We start from the raw sequence: 23,083 nt of genomic DNA on the forward strand, positions 1-23,083 counted from the left end.
AAAAAGAATTTAATTCAGATTTGTCAAAGCTGCTATAACAAAATAATCTTTAGAATCTCTTTGATAAGGGCAGGATTTTGGAAGTTATTTATGAAAAGAATGGGGAAAAAGGTTTATATTATGAATTCATGTATGATTGGTTCTCCTTCAGGGATTGAGATTGGAGATCATGTTTGCATTAATCATCATACTACTATTTCCGGAATAGGTTCGTTAAAGATTGGCAGTTTTGTTATGATAGGTCCAAATTGTAATATTTTAACCGCAAACCATGGTTTTAGTGATCTGGGTAAGCCGATGATGTTTCAAGATATAGCCATTGGTTCGGTAGAGATAGGTGATGATGTGTGGTTAGGCGCTAATGTGGTTATATTGCCAAATGTTAAAATCGGCCGGGGCGCTATTGTTGGGGCAAATGCCGTTGTCACTGAGGATGTACCTGCATTTGCGATAGTGGGCGGAGTTCCGGCTAGGCTTATCAAGTATAGATTTTCTCAAGAAGGTATGGAAAAAGCAAAGAATGAAACATTTCTAAACGATAGTTATTAAACTAAGTATTATGAAAATTTTACTTATTCAACCTGAATATAAAGATACCTGGGCATCTCCACCTTTAGGATTAGGCTATATTGCTGCGGCTTTGGAAGGGGCAGGACATAAAATAGTATTAGTTGACCATACCTTAGAGCCTGTTTCAAACGAAGAATTTAAGGTACAGTTAGTTGCTTATAAACCTGATTTTGTAGGTATATCTTTAATGGTACGCGCTCTTCCACAGGTACGTTCGCTGATTCAACAGATTAAAGAAGCTGGAGATTACCCGATTGTGATTGGTGGTCCGCAGCCGACAATTGCACCTGAATTTACTCTCCGTTATACAAGAAGTGATTTTGCCGTATTAGGAGAGGGAGAGCAAACTATTGTAGAGCTGGCGGCTGTTTTAGCGTCAGGAAGCAAAAATTACCATAATGTCCCCGGCATTGCGTTTAATGATGGCGATAAAGGTGTCGTGATTAATGCTAGCCGCGAATTCATCAAAGACCTTGATTCTATAGCTTTTCCAGCTTGGCATCATATCCCGCCTTCAAAATATAATTTGCAGCCAGCGCTTACACCGGTAAAGGAAAGACCGATCGCTCCTCTTATAACTACACGTGGTTGTCCTTATAAGTGTAACTTTTGCGGTGGTCCTCTTATGTGGAAACGTTCTTTTCGAATGCGCAGCGCCAAGAACATAATAGATGAAATTGAATTATTGATGCGTGAATATGGGGTAAAGCAGATTTTTCTTTCCGATGATAATTTTACAATGCAAAAAAGCCATGCACTTGCCATGTGCAAAGAGATATGTGCACGTAAGATTAAGATTCTCTGGGCCTGTCCAAATGGTATCCGAATCGATAAGGTTGATGATGGGTTACTTAAAGCTATGCGTGAGGCAGGATGTTATCTGGTTGGTTTCGGGATAGAATCTGGTAGCCAGGAGATACTCAACCGCGCCCAAAAACAACTTAATTTATCTCGCGTAGCGCAAGTGGTAAAAATGGCAAATAAACATGACATATTGACTTATGGTTTTTTTATTATTGGGCTTCTTGGTGAAACCAAGAAAACAATTCGTCAGACTATTGATTTTGCCAAGAAACTTCCTTTAGACAGGGCATGGTTTAATGTGTTAGTGCCTTATCCAGGGACAGAAATATTTGATTTATATTCTAAGGGAAAACCTTATAATGAAATTGAATGGGGCAAGGAAGATGCAACCTCCGGTATGATTGCTAAGGGGATACATTATGATGGTTTAAGTGGTGAGGATTTAGTTTATTGGCAGAGAAGGGCATTAAGGGAGTTCTATCTTACCAATTTCCGGCGTTTTTTTAGCGTGATTAAAAATATGAGCTGGGGAAGTTTAAAGACGCTTATGAAAACAAGCTTTTTTAAGCGTTGGTTAAGGCATAAAAATGACTGAAAGTATTTTATTAGATAGATTACGTAGTCTAAAAGTAGCTATTGTTACGCATGTTTATGCAACCGGTCCAGCGCAAGAGTTGGAGGTTTATCTTAAGGATAAAGTAGCCTCATTAATCTTTATTGGGCATCCTTTTAAATTCGCAGCAGATATCCGTTCGTTTTGTAAAATATATCAGAAAGGTGTAATTAAAAAGCAAACTAAGGCTTACGGTTTTAGATTGCCTGAGTTGCTTATGTATTTCAAAGATCTCTTATATACTTTTTATTGGGTTATTTATTACCAAGGTAAGTTGGATATTTATTTTGGCGTGGATCCATTGAACGCCTTTGTGGGGATTATTCTAAAGAAGTTAGGTAAGGTTGAAAAAGTAATTCTCTACACGATTGATTATACTCCGAAAAGATTTGAAAATAAGTTTTTGAATTGGGTCTATCATCGAGTAGACAGTTTTTGCGTTCAAGAAAGCGATTTTGTCTGGAATTTATCAGCTCGGATGGCAAAAGCAAGAATGAAGAAGGGGATAAAAAGATACGAACATCAGATGGTCGTTCCGATAGGAGTAAATTCTGGTAAAATTGAAGGGTCGAGGAAAGAGAGGGTTAATCGCAATTATTTTGTTTATATGGGGCATCTGAGGAAAAATCAGGGCCTTGAATTGGTTGTTGATGGTTTTAGTGATATAATAAAAGTGGTTCCGGATGCTAGGTTAGTAATTATAGGAGGAGGATGCTTAGAGGCGGGAATTAAGAAGATAGTGGTAGAAAATAATTTATCAACTTACGTTGAATTTAAAGGATATCTCCCTGAACATAGTGATGTCGAAAATATTCTTGCAACTTGCGGTATTGGTTTAGCTTTATATGAACCAAGCCCTGACAGTATTACCTGGTATACGGATCCCAGTAAGCCAAAACAATATATGGCAAGCGGTTTGCCGGTAATTATTACTGCGGTACCTGAGATATCGGAAGAGATAAAGTCGAGGGGTCTAGGTATCGTTATTAATTATAATAGGGAGAGTTTTGTAAACGGGGCGCTGAGACTTTTACGAGACGATAAACTCTATTTTGAATGTAGGAAGAATGCAACGGAATTTGTTTCAAGTATGCGCTGGGATAATATTTTTAGTAAAGCGCTGTCTAGTTGTTTATAGTATTATAAAGGGGAGATATCAAAATGAAGAAAGCTTTGATCACAGGGATTACGGGGCAGGATGGTTCATATCTTGCTGAATTTTTATTAAGCAAAGGCTATCAGGTGCATGGAATTATCAGAAGGGCAAGTACCTTTAATACTGGAAGAATCGATCATATCTTTAAGGATCTACATGAACCCAAGGTACATCTTTTTCTTGAATATGGCGACCTTTCTGATGGTGAGCAGGTTTCAAACATCGTTTATAATATAAAGCCGGATGAGATATACCATTTGGGTGCTCAAAGCCATGTGCGCGTAAGTTTTGATATGGCGGAGTATACAGGAAATGCCACTGCCTTAGGTACTACCAGGATCCTAGAGGCGGTAAGAAGAAGCAAACATAGTGTAAAGTTTTATCAGGCATCTTCAAGTGAGATGTTCGGTAACGCCTTGCCTCCGCAGGGTGAAGAAACGCCATTTATCCCCAGAAGTCCTTATGCCTGCGCTAAGGTTTATTCATATTGGATGACTAAAAATTACCGTGAAGGCTATAATATTTTTGCTGCTAATGGTATTTTATTCAATCATGAGTCACCAAGAAGAGGAGAAACATTTGTTACCAGAAAAATTACGCGGGCTCTGGCAAATATTATTGCCGGTAAACAAAAGAAACTTTATCTCGGTAATCTTAAGGCTAAGAGAGACTGGGGTTACGCTCCGGAATATGTTGAGTTGATGTGGAAAATCTTACAACAAAAAAACTCTCAAGATTATGTAATCGGTACTGGAGAATCGCATTCTGTGGGTGAATTTGTAACTCTTGCTTTTGATTATGCCAGATTGAATTATAAGGATTATTTGGGAATCGATGAACGTTATTTTAGGCCTACGGAAGTCGAAAATTTGATTGCTGATACGGCTAAGGCTAAGAAGAGTTTAGGCTGGAAACCAAGGATTAAATTCGAAGAATTAGTAAAAATAATGGTAGATGCAGATATGCGTCATATTGGTTTAAAGCCGATTGGCCAGGGAGATAAAATATTGCGCAATAAATTTCCTGATAGGTGGTGGGGTATAGACTAGTATTATGAAGAAGATCAATGTCGGTAATATAGAAATCGGAGAGCGAGAGAGGAGAGCAGTAATAAAGGTGCTGGACTCCGGCAGGATATCTGAAGGAGAAAAGACCCGTGAATTCGAAAAGAGATGGGCAGATTATATCGGCTCGAAGTACTGTGTTGCTACAAGTTCAGGTACTGCAGCGCTTATTACTGTGTTAACTGCTTTAAAATATCTGCATGCATTAGAGGGGCGCCCCAAAGTTATAACTTCGCCCTTAACCTATATTTCAGATGCCAACGCTCTTACTTTGACAGGTTTTAAGCCGATTTTTGTAGACGTGGATCCGGTGACTTTCTGCATTACTCCCGAAAATATAAGGAATTATTTAAGGAAGGCTAAGGATAAATCTGAATATAGCATGATTCTGGCTGTAGATTTAATGGGATATCCCGCCAGATTAGATGAGATAAAGAAGATTGCGCAAGAATATAACTTACTTGTTATTGATGATGCGGCGGAAGCACATGGTAGTGTTTACAGGGGTAAGAAATGCGGTTCTAATGCCGATGCGGGAGTATTCTCTTTCTATATAGCACATAATCTCTCTGCAGGAGAAATGGGTGCAATTACTACCGACAATTATGAGCTTTATCATTTCTGTAAGAAAGTTAAAACCAATGGCAGGTATTGTAAGTGCGATATATGCTTGCGTCATCAGGAGAAATGTCCTTCTTTACGAGGCTATAGCGGAGAGGGAGACTTTGATCCGAGGTTTCTTCATGATATTGTGGGTTATAATTTCAAAATTACGGAGTTCCAGTCTGCTATTGCTTGCGTTCAAATAGAAGACGTTAACAAAATTATTAAAAAAAGACAGGATAATTTAAGTTATCTCAACCAGGGGCTAAAAGAATTATCAGGAATATTACAACTTCCTCTTTTTAGCAAGAATGTAAGTTATTTAGCTTACCCTGTGGTTATAAAGAAACCCGAGGTTATTTCGCGTCGCGAATTAAGGATTAAGCTCGAGAAAAATGGGATAGAAACTAGGCCTATATTTGGGTGTATCCCTACTCAGCAACCGGCTTATTCTCATCTAAAGGAAGAATATGCTAGTGTTTTGCCGAATGCAGACTATATTGGAGCAAATGGTTTTTATATCGGTTGTCATCAATACTTTAAACGACGAGATTTGGATTATATAATTTCAACATTTAAAAAGATAATTAAGGAGCGCAATGCATAAGAAATCGAGGATTTTTGTTTCCGGGCACACCGGTATGGTAGGTATGGCCGTGGTGAGTCTTTTAAGGAAAGAAGGATATCGTAATCTTATTTTGAGGAGTTCACAAGAATTGGACTTGCGCAATCAGGCTAAAGTTTCAAGTTTTATGCATAAAGAAAAGCCTGAATATGTTTTTCTATTTGCTGCTAGAGTAGGAGGAATTCAGGCGAACATTAGCCATCCTGCAGAATTTCTTTATGATAATATTATGATTGAAGCCAACATAATTGAATCTAGTTACCGCTTGGGAATAAAAAAACTGCTTTATCTGGGAAGTTCCTGTGCTTATCCCCGTGAATGTCCTCAACCGATGAAAGAAGAATATTTACTCACCGGTAAGCCTGAACCGACTAATGAAGGGTATGCTTTGGCCAAGATTATTGGTCTAAAGATGTGCGAGTACTATAATCAGCAATATGGCACTAATTTTATCTGTCTTGTTCCGCCCAATCTTTATGGGCCAGGGGACAATTTTGATTTGGCTAATTCGCATGTAATTCCTGCTTTAATCCGTAAATTTGTTGAAGCTAAAAGATACAATCTTCCTCATGTCGAAGTATGGGGTACGGGCCTGGCGAGAAGAGAGTTTTTGTATACGGAAGACGTGGCTTTGGCTTGTTTGTATTTCATAAAACGTTACGACGCTAAGAATTTTCCTTGTTTTGTAAATATAGGCTATGGAAAAGATCTTAGCATAAAGGAGTTGGCAGGGATTATAAGCGATAAGGTTGGCTATAAAGGTAAAATCTTATGGGATAAGGTAATTCCTGAGGGCATGCCTAGGAAACTATTAAATAATTCTAAAGCCAGAAAACTTCTCTGGAAACCGAAGACCACTCTTGATGATGGTATAGTTAAGACAGTTTTATGGTATAAGAATAATTATTTAGATTATTAAAATGCGTAAGAAATCATTTTTTTCAAGAGTTCCCTCTTTGATTACAAAATCTCCAGCTTTTCCATTTCTGGTCATTCTACTTATCATTTTAGCAATATCGATATTAAATAAATTTCCTAAAGGGCGTATCTTTTGTTATAGCGATTTCTTTCAATTTGTAAATTTTGAAGGTGCAATAAATTGGTTTACTAATGTTTTTGTAAACTATGGAGAAGGGAATTTAAATTTCTTATATGTTCCGTTCTATTATTCATTTCTCGGCTTTATCCAGAATATTATCGGACAGAAGTATATGTCTGTAGCCTATTTTTTCATTTTCCTCGGAGGCAGTTTCCTCTCTTTTTATATAGCAACCATTTTTTTTGGGCTTGATAAAAAAACAGATAAATTTACAATACTTTGTTTCTCGCTACTCTACTCACTAAATTCATACACAGCTATAAGATTTGAACTGCCGTGTATTTATTTCCTTCCGTATATTTTTATTCCGGTTTTATTTGCTACTCTTCATGCTTATTTTATGGATGTTCATCTTTTGAACAGGAACCTGCTCTGGTGCGCAGTAGCCATGTTGATAAGTACCGTTTGCTGGGCAGGTCCACCTTATTTTGTCGCTTATACTATATTAACTTCTATCTACATTATTTTCATCTCTATTTTTGATAGAAGATATAATTTTGCAATCTTAGGCAAAAAAATTTTTCTCTATTTCTTCGTATTTATCAGCAGTTTTGCGATGTATATTTTTACCTGGCCGGCGATATTGCTCGGTTACAATGCTGCTGTTAAGGCAGGAAGATATCAGGTAAATAATCTTGAGTGGATATATTCACAATCATTACCCATGTTGGATGTTTTTTCATTCCGATCTAGATTCTTTGGCTTGGTTAACATTAATAAAGTAAGTTTCCTATTTTTTATTATGCTAAGTTTTTCCTTATTTCTGTTTTTAGCGGTAAGTTTCTTGTCCTCTCGGAAAAATACTTATAAAAGGATTATTATCATATTCGGGTTTATGGTATTGGTTATAGGTTTTTTCTTAAATAAAGGAAAAGGCTTTAGCTGGGAAGCAGCTGCACATTCCATATTTGCCAGTAATATTATTTTATGTTCACTGCGGAGTTTTGACAAAACTCTAATTTTTCTTCCTTTCATGTTGCTGATGCCTTATTGTTTATATAGTGCAAATGCAAAACATAAAATCTTACCCTGGGTTATGTTGGCTTCTACACTTATTTTTTGTTGGCCCTTTATCAATGGTAATCTATACAAAAAATATTATGCCGTGGATCAGGGGAAGGATTATTTGACAAGCCGATACGCTTCATTGGTTAAAATCCCACAGGAATATTTTGACATAGCCAGCGCAACTAACCGCCTAAAAAGTGATTTCAGGATTCTTAGCGTTCCGTGGTTTTTGGATAATCCGGATCTGAAAGGTTGGCTAATATCTCCAAAATGGAAGAATATGGGAGCAAACCCCCTAATACAATATTTTAATCATCCTTTTTCTCAAATGAGCGAACCTAGTGCATTCAGGAGCTGGAATTATGGAGTTACTTGGGGTGAGGAGTCTAGTAATGATGAATCTTTTTGGATAATACCGCTTTCGGGACTGATTAATGCTAAGTATTTAATTTTTCAGAAAGACGTGTCGGATAAATTCGTAAACCAGGCTGCTCCTAAGATAGCTTCCTATAAAGATAAGGGGGCTATCAAGCTGTTAGTTTCTAATCCCTACTTTGATTTCTTTGAAGTTTCTGATGCTTATTTCTTACCGCATTTTTATGTAGCAGATAAGCTTTACTGTGTTAAGAATGCCAAAAGCATACCTTCCATTCTAAAGAATGTCCCACTTGGAGAAAAGGCAGGAATTTTAGAATCGAATAACGAAAGTACTAACGAGCAAGCTTTAAACAATAGAGAAGTCGTTATTGAATACAAACAGATTAATTCCGCGAAATATAAGGTAAAATTCCACGGCATTACTAAATCTTTTCCTTTTATTTTTTCCGAATCGTTTGATCCTTTTTGGAGAATATACCCTAAGCGTTATACTGAGGCCGAAGTTAGGAATATCGATACCTACCAAATTTTTAAGGGCAATGAAGCATTTCAGGCTTCCAGAGAAGAATTTGGCACTTATCTAAAGGAAAATTGGGTTTCCGAGTTGGGTAATGGAAGCGTAAAGAATAGAAGAACAACTCTGTGGTTATCCTCTAATTTGCTGAGAAGCTTTGAGGAGCAATATCGCATAGACTTTATTTCAAAGAAAATTAAAGGGACTATTCAAAATGATAATATTTCAAAAGGTAGTTTTTACGATACATATTCTCTTAGGGCGATTGATGATAAATTTCATAGAATAGTAAACGGCTACGCTAACTTTTGGCAGATTGATTTGGGTTACCTAAAAAATAATTTCCCAGAAGACCTAAAGAACAACAGTGACGGTTCGTATGACCTCGAGGTAATTATCGAGTTTTGGCCTCAAAAAGTTTTATACATAAGCCGGGTTTATGTTATCATCTTTTCGTTTATCGTTTTGGTCTTATTGGCCTGGTCTTTTATTATAAAAAGGAAGAATTTTATTTAAGTTTGCACAGAAAATGAACTATAATCGCATTTGTCTTAGCACTTATATAAATACAGTTGATAACGAAGCCTATACGCTTTTTGGGCCCATCCAAAACATTACAGGATTTCTTTGTTTGAGGTTCTTTGATATTTATATGATTAGTCAGCCTATGCCGGGTGAGTTTGATTTGACTCCGACATTAACCCTCTATCGAGGTGGAAAGCCTTTATGGATGAAGAAAATGCCGAAATTATGGCAATTGTTGTACTGGAGAAGTAATAAGAAGTTAACATCGGGTCAGACGGTAATTAGGCTTAAATTACGCGATTTTATTTCAAATTTCTATTTTATCCTGTTCTGTATTCCTCATAAGCTAGATTTGTTTATTGGTGTCGAGAGTATCAATGCTTTAAGCGCGGTTCTCTTGAAGAGGCTAGGCTGCATCCGAACTGTTTTATATTTTTCCAACGACTATCATCCTAATAGATATGCTAGGTTAAAAAACTGGATTTTTCTTAAGTTGGATGAGATAGCCGCCTATAGGTGTGATTACATCTGGATGATGAATCCGAGGATACATAAATCTAGGCTGGAGAGGGGGCTTGACCCATTGAAGCTTGCACCTCATTTTATTATCCATGGTGGGCTTCCATTTTTCACTGGAGAGCCTTTAGCTATAAATGAAAGGCAGATGAATAGAATTGTTTATGCTACGCGGGCAGGTCATCTAGGCTTAGGGATTGTTCTGGAAGCTTTTTCGGTAGTAATTATGAAGCATCCCGATATAAAGCTTTATATAACTGGACACGCTGATAAGGAAGAGCCAAGAATGTGTTCGCTCATAGAGAAGTTAAAGATAGCTAGGAATCTCATCTTTACCGGTTTTATCAAAGAGGAGGAGTTGAATTACCTTATAAAATATTCCTATATCGGACTTGCAATATGGTCCTGTAGCGCTGCTGCATCGGCAACATACGGCGATCCGGAGAAAATCCGGCGCTATTTCCATTTTGGGTTACCTGTAGTTTCGACAGTAAATGCTTTTACATCTGAAGTCATCAGTAAGTATGGTGCAGGAATAGTCGTTGACGATAGAGTTGAGTCTGTTACCAAGGCTATTCTGACTTTGCTTGATGATAAAGATTTATATACAAAGTGCGCTCAGGCATCGGCAGAACTCGGAAAATTCTACAAGGAGCATAATCCGCTTGATGATTCGATAAAAGATCTAAAGAAGAAAAATTTGTTTTAGGTATTATACTGAATAGTTGCGTCGTATTAATGGAAGTAGTATAATTAAAAATTATGGTTTCTCCACTGTCAACAATTTATAATTTTGTCGGAAATATCCCTTATAGGATACATCCAAGTTTACATTTTCAGATGTATAAATTTTTTGTAAATGTTGGATTAAAAAGTCTAACCCAGGATGCCGTTGTTAAATTTGCGATTAAGTACTTAAAAAAAGGCGATTGCGTGATAGATATTGGGGCAAACCGTGGAACTTACAGCTATTCTATGCTCAAGGCTGTAGGGGAAAGGGAGGGGGCGGTATATTCTTTTGAGCCGAATCCGTTGATCGCTAAGCAGCTAAGGAAAAATCTGAAACATTCAAATGTTGTAATCGAGAACTTTGCTCTCTCGAGTACATCGGGAAATAGAGTCTTTTATAGGCATACTAAAGGTTGCGGTCCTACGAGTTCTTTAGAGTTTTTTGATATATTGGATAAATCAGGAGAACTGGAAGAAACAGAAGTTAAGTGTGTAACTCTGGATGCATTTTGTCAGTCTCATAAGCTATCGCCAAATTTAATTAAAATTGATGTAGAGGGGCATGAATTCAATGTTTTTAAAGGAGCGAAGTCGACCATCCAGGGGTATCGTCCTTATATCATATTTGAATTCATAGAAGAATTTTGGCAGGAGAAGCATATCAAGGAAGTATTTGAATTCTTAGCGCCTGTTTACGATTTGATCCGTATTGAGGATGGCGCTAACGCAATAGAAGCCTATTTGGATTATAAACCCCATTGTTATTTCGATTTTAGGAAATCAAAGGTTGTGAATATTGGGTGTATCCCGCGGGGTGGATACGATACCGTTTTAGGAAGGATATAAAATTATGAAAAAGAGAGTGTTGATCACGGGTATAACCGGGATGGTTGGATCGCATCTTGCCGATTTTTTACTCGAAAATAGTGATTGGGATATTTACGGTATGTGTCGTTGGCGTAGCCCGCTGGATAACGTGGAACACCTTTTGTCCAGGGTGAACAAAAAGGATCGCTTATATTTTATTTATGGAGAACTTGGCGATTATATTTCGTTACAGAATGCGGTTAAAGAGAGTAGTCCGGATTATGTTTTTCATCTTGCGGCGCAAAGTTATCCGCTGACAAGTTTCACTTCTCCACTTCAAACTCTGGATACGAATATCTTAGGAACAGAGCGCCTGCTTGAAGCCTTACGTAAATGCAAAGGGATTGATCCCGTTATTCATGTATGTTCTTCTTCGGAAATCTTCGGCAGAGTAAGTAAAGAAAAGCTACCAATCAATGAGAGTTGCTCATTCCATCCGGCTTCTCCTTATGCGATCTCGAAAATCGGCACCGATCTGATTGGTAAGTTTCATGCTGAGGCTTATCAGCAAAAAGTAGTGGTAACCAGGATGTTTACTCATACTGGCCCCAGGAGGGGGGATGTTTTTGCTGAATCTACTTTCGCTAAGCAAATTGCAATGATTGAACGCGATCTTGTTCCACCGGTTGTAAAAACGGGTAATCTTAATTCTATGCGTACCTGGTCTGATGTACGTGATGCGGTCAGGGCTTATTATATGCTGGTAACAATTAACCCGGTTCCGGGGGAGTGTTATAACATCGGAGGTTCGTTTTCTTGTTCTGTTGGCGATATGCTGAAGCATCTTATTTCGATCTCAACGCGCAAAAATATTACAGTTGAAACAGATAAAGAGAGGTTGCGTCCTATTGATGCGGATTTGCAGATTCCGGATACGAGAAAATTCAGGAAACATACGGGATGGGAACCAAAAATAACTTTTGAGAAAACGATGCAGGATTTATTGAACTATTGGCGGGAAAAATTTAGCTCCGGGAAAATGTATCTGACCCGATAATTTTCTTGATAAGATTGGAAGATATCTTTAGGAAAAATATGTTAGTTAATCGTAATACTATGAAAGAATTAAACATCACTCTTTATAAAACTATGTATATGATCCGTAAGGTCGAAGAAAAGATTCAGGCTCATTACCTTGAAAATGAGATGAAAACTCCTATGCATATGTCTATGGGGGAGGAAGCTATAGCTGCCGGTGTTTGCCATGCCCTGAAGCCAGAGGATCAAGTTTTGGGTTCTTACAGAAGCCACGGTATCTATATCGCTAAGGTGCAGGAGACTGACAAATTTTTTGCCGAAATGTACGGAAAGGTTACGGGAACATCTCAAGGCAAGGCTGGTTCTATGCATTTGCTAGCTCCGGAGGCAGGCCTGGTTTGTACTTCAGCTATTGTGGGTAGCTCTATCCCGGTGGCTATCGGATTTGCTTTTGCCAATAAGCAAACTAAAAATGGTCGGATTACAACCGTATTTTTTGGGGATGGCGCTGTTGATGAAGGAGTGTTTTGGGAGAGTTTGAATTTTGCCTGTTTAAGTAAACTTCCGGTTGTATTTATTTGTGAAGATAACGGTTTTGCTGTGCATAGCCCTGTCAGTGAAAGGCATGGCTATGGTTCTATCGCAGAAATCGTGCGTAAGTTTGATTGTAGTGTTTTTCAGAGTGATTCTTCAGATGTGCAAGTCATATACAATCTTACCAAGAACGCGCTGAAAGAAATGTCGAATAACAATAAGCCAGTTTTTCTTTATTTTAAATACTATCGTTATCTTGAACATGTTGGGGTATTTGATGATTTTAAGGCAGGTTACAGGCCAAAGGAAGATTTTGAGAAATGGCTGAAGGTTGACCCAGTCTGTATGCAGCGCAAGAAACTTGTAAGGTTAATAAACGAAGGAAAGGTAGCGTCATTAGAAAAAGAAATAGAGGATCGGATAAATTTAAGTAAGACTAGGGCCCAGCAGGCTGATTTTCCCGATGCAAGAATTGCCTGTGAGGATATTTATATATGAAAAGAATGATTACATATCGTGAGGCGCTGAACGAGGCCATAATCGGGGAAATGAGGCGTGACCCAAGAGTATTTATGTATGGGATAGATGTTGCGGATCATAAGCGTACTTTTGGGAGTGGTAATGGAATTTTAGAAGAGTTTGGGAATTCCCGTTGTTTTAGCACTCCTTTGTCCGAGTGTTCTATGACTGGCTTAGGGCTTGGAGCGGCTTTAAGCGGATTACGTCCGATTCATGTTCATATGCGAGTTGATTTCTTGATTTTAGCCATGAATGAGCTCACTAATATGATTGCCAGTTTTTCTTATGGTTCCTGCGGGAAGATGAAAGTGCCTATGGTTATAAGGGCGGTAATTGGCCGTGGCTGGGGCCAATCCTGGCAGCATAGCAAAACATTGCATTCCTGGTTCGCCCATATTCCGGGATTAAAAGTTGTTATGCCTTCCAGGCCAAGTGATGCCAAAGGTATGCTCATTGCTGCTATACGAGATGATAATCCGGTTATTTTCATAGAACATCGCTGGCTATATGATGTCGTAGGGGAAGTTCCTGAAGAAGCTCTAACCGAGCCTCTTGTGGGAAGCAGAGTAATCCATTCGGGAAAAGACGCAACAGTTCTTGCAGTTTCTTGGATGAACGTAGAAGCGTTGCAAGCAGCGGAAGTATTAGAGAAACACGGCATAAGCCTTGAAATAATCGATGCGCGGTCGATCTCTCCGTTTGACGATACAACAATTATAGATTCGATCAAGAAGACCGGGCATTTAATAGTGGCTGATTATGATTGGATTCACTGTGGATTTGGTGCCGAAGTAGCTACGCGGGTCTATGAAAAATGCATGAGAATACTGAAGTCACCGATAACCCGGATTGGTTTCGCCGAAGCACATTGCCCATGTTCGCGTCCGCTTGAAGTAAAATTCTATCCTTCAGCCATAGATATTATCCGATCAGTCGAAAAAAAACTTGGCCTTTCCGAGATTGACCTAGCGCAGGAAGAGTTCTATTCGTATGAAAAGAAGTTCAAGGGCCCATTTTAGTTAGCTACCCATATAGTAATGCAAAAACCTCAAAAGATAAAAGTTGGCTTAGTCCAGGTAGGGGAAAATTTCAGTGGCCAGTATTATCTTCCATATTCAGTCGGACTTTTGCAGGCTTATGCCTTGAAAAGATTAAAGAAACCCCGAGACTACATTTTTTCCCTGCCCCTCTATAAAAGAGAGCCATTTGAAAAAATAGATTTACACTTTAGAGACGCAGATATTATATTTTTTAGCGTCTATATGTGGAATTATAATTTTAGTTTAGAGATAGCAAAAACAATCAAAATTAATCATCCTAAATGTTGTATTGTTTTCGGCGGGCCGCAGATACCGGAGTCTTCAGAGAGATTGGAGATTATGTTGCGTAGATACCCGTTTGTCGATATAGCTTGTTATGGAGAAGGAGAAAATCCATTTGTAGAGATTCTGGAAAGTTTCCGGAAGAAAGATTGGCCAGGAGTTCCTTCTATCGCTTATATAAATACGGAGAAAAACTTTGTCAAAAATAAAAGCGGAAATCGAATCTCTGATTTGGATCAAATTCCCTCGCCATATTTAAGCGGAGTCTTTGGATCCTTAATGGAATCTAGCGCTGAAGGGGTATGGTCGGTTATGTGGGAGACCAACCGTGGTTGCCCGTTTTCTTGTTCTTATTGTGCCTGGGGTAAGGATTCTAAGAGAGGTATTTATAAATATGATCTGGGTCGGTTATTTGAAGAGATAGACTGGTTTAGTAAGAACAAAATTGAGTTTATCTTTTGTTGCGATGCGAACTTCGGGTTATTTAAAGAAAGGGATATGCAGATTGTCCAGAAAGTAGCTGAGAATAAGAAGCAATACGGTTATCCTAAAGCATTCTCCGTACAGAGTACTAAGAATGCTACGCGTACAATTTTTGAGCTGCAAAAAGAATTAAATATCGCCGGTCTGCAAAAAGGAGTAAACTTAGCATTGCAGTCCGTAAATAATCAAACCTTAAAAAGCGTTAATCGTAGTAATATTTCACCCGGCCAGTTCCGGGATCTGCAGAAGATGTTTACGGATGCCGGTATTGCAACTTTCTCTGATATGATTTTAGGTTTGCCCGATGAATCGTACCAAACTTTTACCGGGGGGGTTTCCGATGTGATTGAAGGAGGCCAGTATAACAGAATTCAGTTTATAAATCTAGCCGTGCTTGAGAATACTGAAATGTCCTCTCCGGAATACATTCAGAGATACGGGTTGATACTCAAGGAATGTAAAATGGTTTCACATCATACTAGTATTAGCTCTGATAACGAAATTCCGGAAACTCAAATCTTGGTTGTCGGCACCAGTACAATGCCTAAAGAGGATTGGGTTAAGACACGTATTTTTTGCTGGATGATCTCTTTGCTGCATTTTGATAAATTGCTCCAAATCCCGCTGATTATTTTAAACAAATCTTATGTATTAAACTATAAGGAGATAATGGGTTGGTTTTTAGCCAGTGGCAAGGAATATCCTATTATTTCCAGTATTGTTTCGCGCTTTAATGAAAAAGCCTCAATGATCCAATTCGGCGATACCGAATTTATTGCTTCTCCTGATTGGCTAAATATTTATTGGCCGGCAGATGAGTTCATTTTTATAAAATTGTGCAGCGAAAACAATTTATCGAAATTTTATGAAGAAGCGAGGAGTGTTATTCTTAGCGGTTTAAAGAAGAGCAAAATACCGATAGATGAAGACTTGCTTGATGATGCGCTCGCTTTTAATTGCAATTCAATAAAACAGCCCTTTATAACTGAAAATAAAAGAATCACGCTAAATTATAATCTGCCTGAGTTCTATCAGTCTGCCCTGGTTGGGAGGCAGATCTCGTTATCAAGAGGAAGTTTTAATTATGATATTGTGCGTACTCAGGATAAATGGAGTTCATGGCTGGATTGGTGCAAAGAGGTAGTCTGGTTTGGAACAAAAAAGGGGAATTATTTATATCCTTTTATAAAAACTAATTAATTTCCATAAAAGTAAATAAGGAGATAGATGCCTAATCCATTTTCAGGGAAGAGGGTTTTGGTTGCCGGCGGGACAGGTATGATTGGTATCCAACTTGTAAAAATGCTTATTGAGCTAGGAGCGTCTGTGAGGATTGCTTCGTTGGATGATTCTTCCCGGGCGCATCCGGAAGCCGAATTTATGCGTAAGGATCTTACTCTCATTGATAATTGCCTGGAGGTATGCCGTGGGATGGATTTTGTGTTTAATCTTTTAGGTGTCAAGGCTTCTCCCGGTGTTTCAGCTAATAAGCCGGCGCGTTTCCTTTATTCAACGGTATTGATGGAGATGAATATGCTTGAAGCAGCGCACCGCGAAAGAGTAAATGGATACCTGCTTACAAGCTCAGTCGGAGTGTATGCTCCTGCGAAAGTATTGAATGAAGACGATGTCTGGAAAACATTTCCTTCTCTTAATGATTGGTACGCGGGTTGGTCTAAGCGCGTAGGAGAGCTTCAGATAGATGCCTATCGCAAAGAATACGATTGGGATGGGTTGACTATAGTCAGGCCGGCTAATGTATATGGGCCTTATGATAATTTTGAAAGCGAAAATGCGATGGTTGTGCCGTCGCTTATTAAACGGGTAATTTCAGGCGAGAATCCGTTAAGGGTTTGGGGAGATGGGACGGCAGTGCGGGATTTTATCCACGCTAAAGATGTGGCTTCAGGCATGCTTTTAGTTGCTCAGGAACAGCCTCAAAAACCCGTTAACCTCGGTAGCGGCGTAGGAGTTTCGATTAAGGATTTGGTGGATGTTATTATTTTAAATTTGGATAAGAAGCCCCAAGTTTTGTGGGATAAGGCTAAGCCGAAAGGCGATGACTGCCGTATATTAAATATTTCAAGAGCGAAAGAATTGGGGTTTGAACCCAAGGTAACCTTAGGGCAGGGGATAAAGGAGACAATGGATTGGTATAGGGCCAATAAAGATATCACCCATCTTAGGTATGATGTTTACAATAATTCCGGAATATAAAAAATATGAAGAAAAGAATTCTAATAACCGGTGGCACTGGTTTGGTCGGAAGCAGCTTGACAAAAAGAATTAAGGAAGTTGGATTGCCAATTATTTCCGTCGGACACAAGGGGAGCGTATTAAAAAATAAAGATGACTCCCTAGGTTATGACTTTTGTAAATTTAAAGATTGCTTGGATGCCACCAGGAATATAGAAGCTGCGGTTTTTTGTGCCGCGATTTCATATGGCGTCAAGAAAAATAAAGAGTTGCCGACTGCCGCGATACTTCCTAACCTGGAAATATTTACAGGATTATTTGAAGCTTGCGCCAGGAATAAGGTTAGGAGAATTATTATGTTGAGTAGTTCAACCATATATCAGCCTGCAGGTTATCCCATTAAAGAAGATGATCTCGATTTAAATCAGTCTCCTTATCAGGAGTATTTTGGAATAGGTTGGACATACCGTTATTTAGAGCAACTTGCCTGTTTGTATTCTATAACCTATGGTATTCAAGTGCTTATCCTGCGTCCTACGAATATTTATGGCCCTTTTGATAAGTTTGACGAAGAAAGGGCCCATGTTATTCCGTCTCTAATTCGCAGAGCATTAAATAAACAAGAACCTTTTGAGGTTTGGGGTAAGCCTGATGTGATACGTGATTTTGTTTTTGTCGGCGATGTGGTCGATGATATATTATCTATAATTAAAGATGAAGTGGATTTGCATAGCTTACCGGTAAATATCTGTAGCGGTAGGCCGATTTCAATAAAGGAGGCTGCTGAAATTATATTAGAGACTTGCGGCCACAAAACCAAAGTAAATTTTAACTCCCAAAAGCCCACTGCGATACCGTATCGGGCTCTCGATAGTTCAAGATATCTAAAAACTTTTGGTTCAAGGAAAAGGACTGCTTTTAGGGATGGAATTAAAAAAACGGTTGAATGGTTTAAGAAGAATGGAGAATAAAGAAAGGGCAATAAGACTATGATCAATGTTGAAAAAACAAATTTGGATGGAGTTTTATTAATTAAACCCAGTGTATTTGAAGATCATCGCGGCCAATATGTTGAAATATACAATGAGGCTCTTTATAAAGAAAATGGTATCGATCTGAGATTTATACAGGATGACATTTCTGTTTCATTTAAAAATGTCTTGAGGGGAATACACGGGGATTCGCAAACCTGGAAATTAATATCTTGTCTCTATGGAGAATTTTATCTGGTGGTTGTAAATTGGGATAACGCATCTTCCCAGTATAGAAAATGGGAATCATTTATTTTATCGGAAAAGAACAGATTACAGGTTCTCGTGCCTCCTAAATTTGGTAATGGGCATCTTGTCCTTTCCGATAGGGCCATGTTTCACTATAAACAATCTACGTATTATAACCGGGCAGGGCAGTTTACGATTACTTGGAATGACCCAGGGCCGAAGATTGATTGGCCCATAAAGAATCCTATTCTTTCTAAGCGCGATGGAGCATAAAGTAATGTTTAAAGGCAGGAATGTACTGGTTACTGGCGGAAGTGGATTTGTCGGGGTTAATTTAATTATAAAGCTTTTGTCTTTAGGTGCGAAAGTAAGAGCAACGATTCATCGGAAAGAAGCGGTTATAAAGGAAGATGCAATTGAATATGTGAGATGTGATCTCTTAAAGATGGATGATTGCAGAAAAATAGTAAAAGATATGGATTATCTCTTTATGTGCGCGGCAAATACATCTGGAGCAGCGGTTATTGCTTCAACGCCATTAGTGCATGTAACTCCTAATATTATAATGAATGCACAGATGCTCGAGGCAGCTTACCACGCTAAGATAAGAAAGTTTGTTTGGCTAAGTAGTAATGCCGCGTATCCTCCAACAGGCGATAGATCGGTGAAAGAAGAGGAGATGTTTGATGGCGATCCCTATGATGTATATTTTGGCGCTGGCTGGATGAAGCGCTATACCGAGATTTTGTGCCGGCTCTATTCGCAGAAACTTAAAGAGAAAATGCCTACCATAGTAATCAGGCCGACAAATATTTACGGCCCTTATGATGATTTTGATTTTGTTACCTCCCATGTAATGGCGGCGACAATCCGTAAAGTGATAGAAAGGCATCAACCGCTTGAAATTTGGGGGAGCGGAGATGAAGTAAGAGATTTGATTTATATAGATGATTTTATAGATGCACTTATCCTAGCTGTGGAAAAGATTGATACCTACGACCCGATTAATATTGGTTTCGGTAGGGGGTATAGTATAAAAGAAATTCTAGAAATCATCTTAAAGCTGGAGAAGTGGAGTGATCCATTAATAAAGTTTGATAGAACAAAGCCGACTACGATTCCTAAAAGGTTGGTGGATACAACCAAAGCGCGAAGGTTGCTCGGGTTTAAAGCGGTAACTAGTATTCGCGAAGGGGCACGAAAAACAATTGAATGGTATAAGTCTAGCGGAGGTATAAAAAAATGATTATTACGAGAACGCCTTTTCGTATTTCCTTTTTTGGCGGAGGGACGGATTATCCCGATTATTACAAAAAATACGGCGGTTCCTGTTTGAATGCCACAATTAACAGGTATTGCTATATTGCTTGTCGTTACTTGCCCCCTTTTTTCGACCATAAATTTGTGGTTCGTTATTCAAAGAAGGAATTAGCTCAGACTATCGATCAAATTATTCATCCTTCTGCTCGCGAATGCCTGAAATTTATGGGCATAGATAAAGGAGTCGAGATTATACATACTAGTGACCTGCCGGCTATGTCAGGGATAGGTTCAAGCTCGGCATTTACCGTAGGGCTTCTTAATGCTCTTTATTCTCTTAAAGGGCAGATGCAGACTAAGCGTAAGCTTGCTTTCGATGCTATTCATGTAGAGCAGGAGCTTATCCGTGAGAACGTTGGATCACAGGATCAGCTGGCTGTTGCTTTTGGTGGTTTTAATAAGATAGAATTTAGCGGTGAAAACGAAATATTTGTGCAGCCGGTTACGATCGGAAAAGAGAAAATGGAATATTTTCAGAACCACTTCCTCTTTTATTTTACGGGATTTTCAAGGTTTGCCTCAGAAATTGCAGAGGAACAAATAAAGAGAATACCTGAAAACCTAAAAGAGCTTGATGCTATGAAAGAAATGGTTAATACCGCCATCAGTATTCTTAATGGTTCATTGAATTCAATAAATGATTTTGGGAAATTACTCGATGATAGCTGGATTTTGAAAAAACAGCTCGGAAAGCTTATCTCAAATAACAATATCGACCAGATCTACGAAGCGGCCAGAAGCGCAGGAGCCCTGGGGGGTAAGATTTGCGGAGCTGGAGCTGGAGGTTTTATGGTCCTATTCGTTCCTCCGGAAAATCAGCCTAAGGTTAAAGAAATATTAAAGAAGTTAATATTGGTTCCATTTCAGTTTGAAAATATTGGGTCTCATGTAATTCATTATACAGCCTATTAATGGCTCGGAGGTTAATCTGAGAAAACCTTTCACTGCTTTAGTTCTATCCGGGGGGTTAGGAATACGTCTTAAGCCGGTAGTGTCGGATTTACCAAAAGTCCTGGCAGTTATTAATGGTCGCCCTTTCTTAGCATATCTTCTTGACCAACTTGTTGGAGCAGGCGTACAGAATATAATATTGTGTACAGGATATCTGGGGGGATTAATTAAAGATGCATTTGGCAATAAATACAAAGAGGCAGTTATTCAATATTCACAGGAGTCAATTCCTTTAGGGACGGGCGGTGCCCTGCGTTATGCTATTACTCTTGTTCAATCTGAATCAGTTATGGTTATGAACGGAGATTCATACTCTGGTCTTAATCTGAAGTTTTATATAGAATGGCATTTTAAAAAGAGATATAATTCATCCCTTGTTTTAACTAAAATTAATGATGTAAGCAGATATGGTAGTGTAAAGATTAATAAGAATAGCCGTGTCCTGAGTTTTGAAGAGAAAAGTTTAAATGTTGAACCGGGTTGGATTAATGGGGGTGTCTATATATTTAGGAAATCAATAATAGCATCTATACCTACAGGAGTTAAGTTTTCCTTGGAAAGAGAACTTCTCCCGGTTCTAGCTGCGGATAATGGATTATACGGTTTTTGTTTTAATGGGAAATTTATCGATATTGGAACTCCGGAGTCGTATCTTTCGGCGGCATATTTTTTAAAAGAAATCCAATAATAATCATTGCGAAAGAGAGGTAATGTGAGATGATTCTATTAAAAAGGTTGACCAGTGGGGAATATTTCGATCTGATTATTAAATCAGGCCGCTGGAAGATTTATTCTCCCTATAAAATAAAAGTGCTAGAACAACTCAATGATTTTATCACTTTTGCGGAATTAACACCAGATAAGAAAATTCTCGAAATCGGTTCAGGGTTTGGTCACAATACAATCCCACTGCTTCAAAAAGGATTTAATATTACCTGTATAGACTGTAATAACAAATCCGTTGAATTATTTAAACAGAATCTAAAAAAGTTCTCTTCTCCCAATCCCGCAAATATTATTATATCGGATATTTTTAGCTTTGACCCGAAGACAAAATATGATGCAATTATTGGTTTTGGTATCTTGCATCATATTGCAGATAGTAGAGAAAAGCTGGAGCAGCTGGAAATATTATTTTTGAAGTTAAAAAGCATGCTTAATACTAACGGAACAGTCGCTTTTATTGAACCCAAGTATACATTTCTTTACCGTCTTTATGTTATGGCCAGTTTTTCGATGAATTGGGACTCAGAGAGAGGAGCTTTGTTTATGAAAAAAGAAATATTGGAGAATATGCTAAAGAAATGTTCCTTCACAGACGTATGCTACCGCTCCGGAAAGAAATTATTAGATCAGGTTCTTGTAAAAGCGAAATTTAAGACGGTGTGATTGTTCTTGAAAAAATAAAGATGAAAACGAGTCGTATCAGATGGATAGATGGTGCAAGAGGATTAGCGATACTTATGGTCGTCGTGGTTCATGTTGCCGGACAGATGCACGGATTGCCTAGTGCGTTAGCTTTTATATGTACTTTTGGTAACATGGGAGTTCAGTTATTCTTCTTGCTTTCCGCATATTCTGCATGTTTGACTAACGCGTCGCCTATTACAGCTCCAAGCGTACTAATTCCTTATTATATAAAGAGATTTATGCGCCTTGCGCCTCTTTACTGGATTGGAATTCTGTTATATTTTTTAATGGCTTCCGCAGGGATTGTTTATGGTGGGCCTATCGGTAATTACACAAAGTGGAATGTTCTAGCGAACATTTTATTAATCAACAATGTTTTTCCATCTGCTCAGAATTATATTGTTCCCGGCGGATGGTGTATTGGGTGTTTCTCGCTATTTTATTTGTTATTTCCAGTACTGAATCGCTTCTTGGAATCGGGTGTTTTATTAAAGACTGCCTGTATTTGTGCTTTAGGTGCGGCGGTTACGGGTTGGCTTTTAAATTTTACCACATTGCCAAAACAATATATTTATTGGTTAATCGTTAATCAAATCGGTATTTTTCTAATCGGGATGTTGTATTATAAGGATATAAGACTTCAGTCCAAAAGTTATATCGGTTTACAGCTTTTGTTTGGAAGTGGGCTGATTAGCGTTACACTTCTATTGATACACACTATAGGGCAGATGTATATTTATCGCCATATTCTCGCTGCTATTACTTTTATCTTTGTATTAAATGCGTTACGTCGATATGAAAAGCTGGTACCGGACTGGTTAGTGTATCTAGGCAGTCTGTCTTATCCAATATTTATTATACATTTTGCAGTTTCGTGGATGGTTCTCCACATAATAAATGTTTGGATTCTAGGTTCCTTTCCGTCTGTGCTATTTTTACTTTATGTGTTTGCAATAGTTTTAATTTCAGCCGGGTTTGCCTTCTTTTTGAATTGGCTAATTGAGAAACCTTGCTTAAAATTGACTAAGTTGTTAGTTGGAAGAATTAGAATTGAAATGCGGGTTTAAACTGATTCGTAT

At 38.4% G+C, this 23,083-nt stretch carries 21 protein-coding genes; all 21 read left to right on the forward strand.

From position 1 onward, the window contains the following. Positions 1-90 precede the first annotated feature (90 nt). The 21 genes from PHG87_00475 (at position 91) to PHG87_00575 (ending at position 23,071) form a co-directional block, all read left to right on the forward strand. Positions 91-549, forward strand: coding sequence for an acyltransferase (locus PHG87_00475; protein MDD5476675.1), 459 nt, complete (start codon positions 91-93; stop codon positions 547-549). Between the two features lie 10 nt (positions 550-559). After that, positions 560-1,969, forward strand: a complete 1,410-nt coding sequence (locus PHG87_00480) for a radical SAM protein (protein MDD5476676.1) — start codon at positions 560-562, stop codon at positions 1,967-1,969. After that, on the forward strand, positions 1,962-3,125 hold the full coding sequence (locus PHG87_00485) for a glycosyltransferase (GenBank protein MDD5476677.1): 1,164 nt from the start codon (positions 1,962-1,964) through the stop codon (positions 3,123-3,125). The genes PHG87_00480 and PHG87_00485 overlap by 8 nt, the downstream gene beginning before the upstream one ends. A gap of 23 nt (positions 3,126-3,148) precedes the next feature. Beyond that, entirely contained in the window at positions 3,149-4,192 is a 1,044-nt protein-coding gene (gene gmd / locus PHG87_00490) for a GDP-mannose 4,6-dehydratase (protein MDD5476678.1), read from the forward strand. Positions 4,193-4,196: 4 nt separating this feature from the next. Further along, positions 4,197-5,417: a DegT/DnrJ/EryC1/StrS family aminotransferase gene (locus PHG87_00495; protein ID MDD5476679.1), complete on the forward strand. Its 1,221-nt coding sequence runs from the start codon at positions 4,197-4,199 to the stop codon at positions 5,415-5,417. Further along, on the forward strand, positions 5,410-6,354 hold the full coding sequence (locus PHG87_00500; protein MDD5476680.1) for a GDP-L-fucose synthase: 945 nt from the start codon (positions 5,410-5,412) through the stop codon (positions 6,352-6,354). Before PHG87_00495 ends, PHG87_00500 begins: the two co-directional genes overlap by 8 nt. A 1-nt stretch (position 6,355) precedes the next feature. Next, positions 6,356-8,950, forward strand: a complete 2,595-nt coding sequence (locus PHG87_00505; protein ID MDD5476681.1) for a hypothetical protein — start codon at positions 6,356-6,358, stop codon at positions 8,948-8,950. A 214-nt stretch (positions 8,951-9,164) separates the two neighbouring features. Then, positions 9,165-10,184 (forward strand): glycosyltransferase, encoded by a 1,020-nt coding sequence (locus tag PHG87_00510; GenBank protein MDD5476682.1) that lies wholly within the window; start codon positions 9,165-9,167, stop codon positions 10,182-10,184. A gap of 131 nt (positions 10,185-10,315) precedes the next feature. Next, complete coding sequence (locus tag PHG87_00515; protein ID MDD5476683.1) at positions 10,316-11,050, forward strand: FkbM family methyltransferase; 735 nt, start codon at positions 10,316-10,318, stop codon at positions 11,048-11,050. A 4-nt stretch (positions 11,051-11,054) separates the two neighbouring features. Beyond that, positions 11,055-12,068 carry a GDP-mannose 4,6-dehydratase gene (locus PHG87_00520; GenBank protein MDD5476684.1) on the forward strand — a complete coding sequence of 338 codons (1,014 nt, stop codon included), beginning with the start codon at positions 11,055-11,057 and terminating at the stop codon, positions 12,066-12,068. A gap of 59 nt (positions 12,069-12,127) precedes the next feature. After that, positions 12,128-13,081 (forward strand): thiamine pyrophosphate-dependent dehydrogenase E1 component subunit alpha, encoded by a 954-nt coding sequence (locus PHG87_00525; protein MDD5476685.1) that lies wholly within the window; start codon positions 12,128-12,130, stop codon positions 13,079-13,081. After that, the gene (locus tag PHG87_00530) at positions 13,078-14,121 is read left to right on the forward strand and encodes a transketolase C-terminal domain-containing protein (protein MDD5476686.1); all 1,044 of its coding nucleotides are present in this window, start codon (positions 13,078-13,080) and stop codon (positions 14,119-14,121) included. Before PHG87_00525 ends, PHG87_00530 begins: the two co-directional genes overlap by 4 nt. Positions 14,122-14,139: 18 nt before the next feature. After that, a complete protein-coding gene (locus PHG87_00535) occupies positions 14,140-16,107 on the forward strand; it encodes a radical SAM protein (protein ID MDD5476687.1) in 1,968 nt (655 codons plus the stop codon). A 27-nt stretch (positions 16,108-16,134) separates the two neighbouring features. Beyond that, entirely contained in the window at positions 16,135-17,124 is a 990-nt protein-coding gene (locus PHG87_00540) for an NAD-dependent epimerase/dehydratase family protein (protein ID MDD5476688.1), read from the forward strand. Positions 17,125-17,129: 5 nt separating this feature from the next. Next, on the forward strand, positions 17,130-18,074 hold the full coding sequence (locus PHG87_00545; protein ID MDD5476689.1) for an NAD-dependent epimerase/dehydratase family protein: 945 nt from the start codon (positions 17,130-17,132) through the stop codon (positions 18,072-18,074). Between the two features lie 18 nt (positions 18,075-18,092). Then, positions 18,093-18,596, forward strand: coding sequence for a dTDP-4-dehydrorhamnose 3,5-epimerase family protein (locus PHG87_00550; protein MDD5476690.1), 504 nt, complete (start codon positions 18,093-18,095; stop codon positions 18,594-18,596). Beyond that, on the forward strand, positions 18,586-19,569 hold the full coding sequence (locus PHG87_00555) for an NAD-dependent epimerase/dehydratase family protein (protein MDD5476691.1): 984 nt from the start codon (positions 18,586-18,588) through the stop codon (positions 19,567-19,569). Before PHG87_00550 ends, PHG87_00555 begins: the two co-directional genes overlap by 11 nt. After that, positions 19,566-20,555: a kinase gene (locus PHG87_00560; GenBank protein MDD5476692.1), complete on the forward strand. Its 990-nt coding sequence runs from the start codon at positions 19,566-19,568 to the stop codon at positions 20,553-20,555. The genes PHG87_00555 and PHG87_00560 overlap by 4 nt, the downstream gene beginning before the upstream one ends. 79 nt (positions 20,556-20,634) lie before the next feature. After that, a complete protein-coding gene (locus PHG87_00565) occupies positions 20,635-21,282 on the forward strand; it encodes a sugar phosphate nucleotidyltransferase (GenBank protein MDD5476693.1) in 648 nt (215 codons plus the stop codon). A 29-nt stretch (positions 21,283-21,311) separates the two neighbouring features. Then, positions 21,312-21,983: a class I SAM-dependent methyltransferase gene (locus tag PHG87_00570; GenBank protein MDD5476694.1), complete on the forward strand. Its 672-nt coding sequence runs from the start codon at positions 21,312-21,314 to the stop codon at positions 21,981-21,983. Then, positions 21,980-23,071, forward strand: coding sequence for an acyltransferase (locus PHG87_00575; GenBank protein ID MDD5476695.1), 1,092 nt, complete (start codon positions 21,980-21,982; stop codon positions 23,069-23,071). The genes PHG87_00570 and PHG87_00575 overlap by 4 nt, the downstream gene beginning before the upstream one ends. Positions 23,072-23,083 lie beyond the last annotated feature (12 nt).

This window comes from Candidatus Omnitrophota bacterium, from assembly GCA_028716245.1.
Classification (GTDB): Bacteria; Omnitrophota; Gorgyraeia; order Gygaellales; family Profunditerraquicolaceae; genus UBA6249.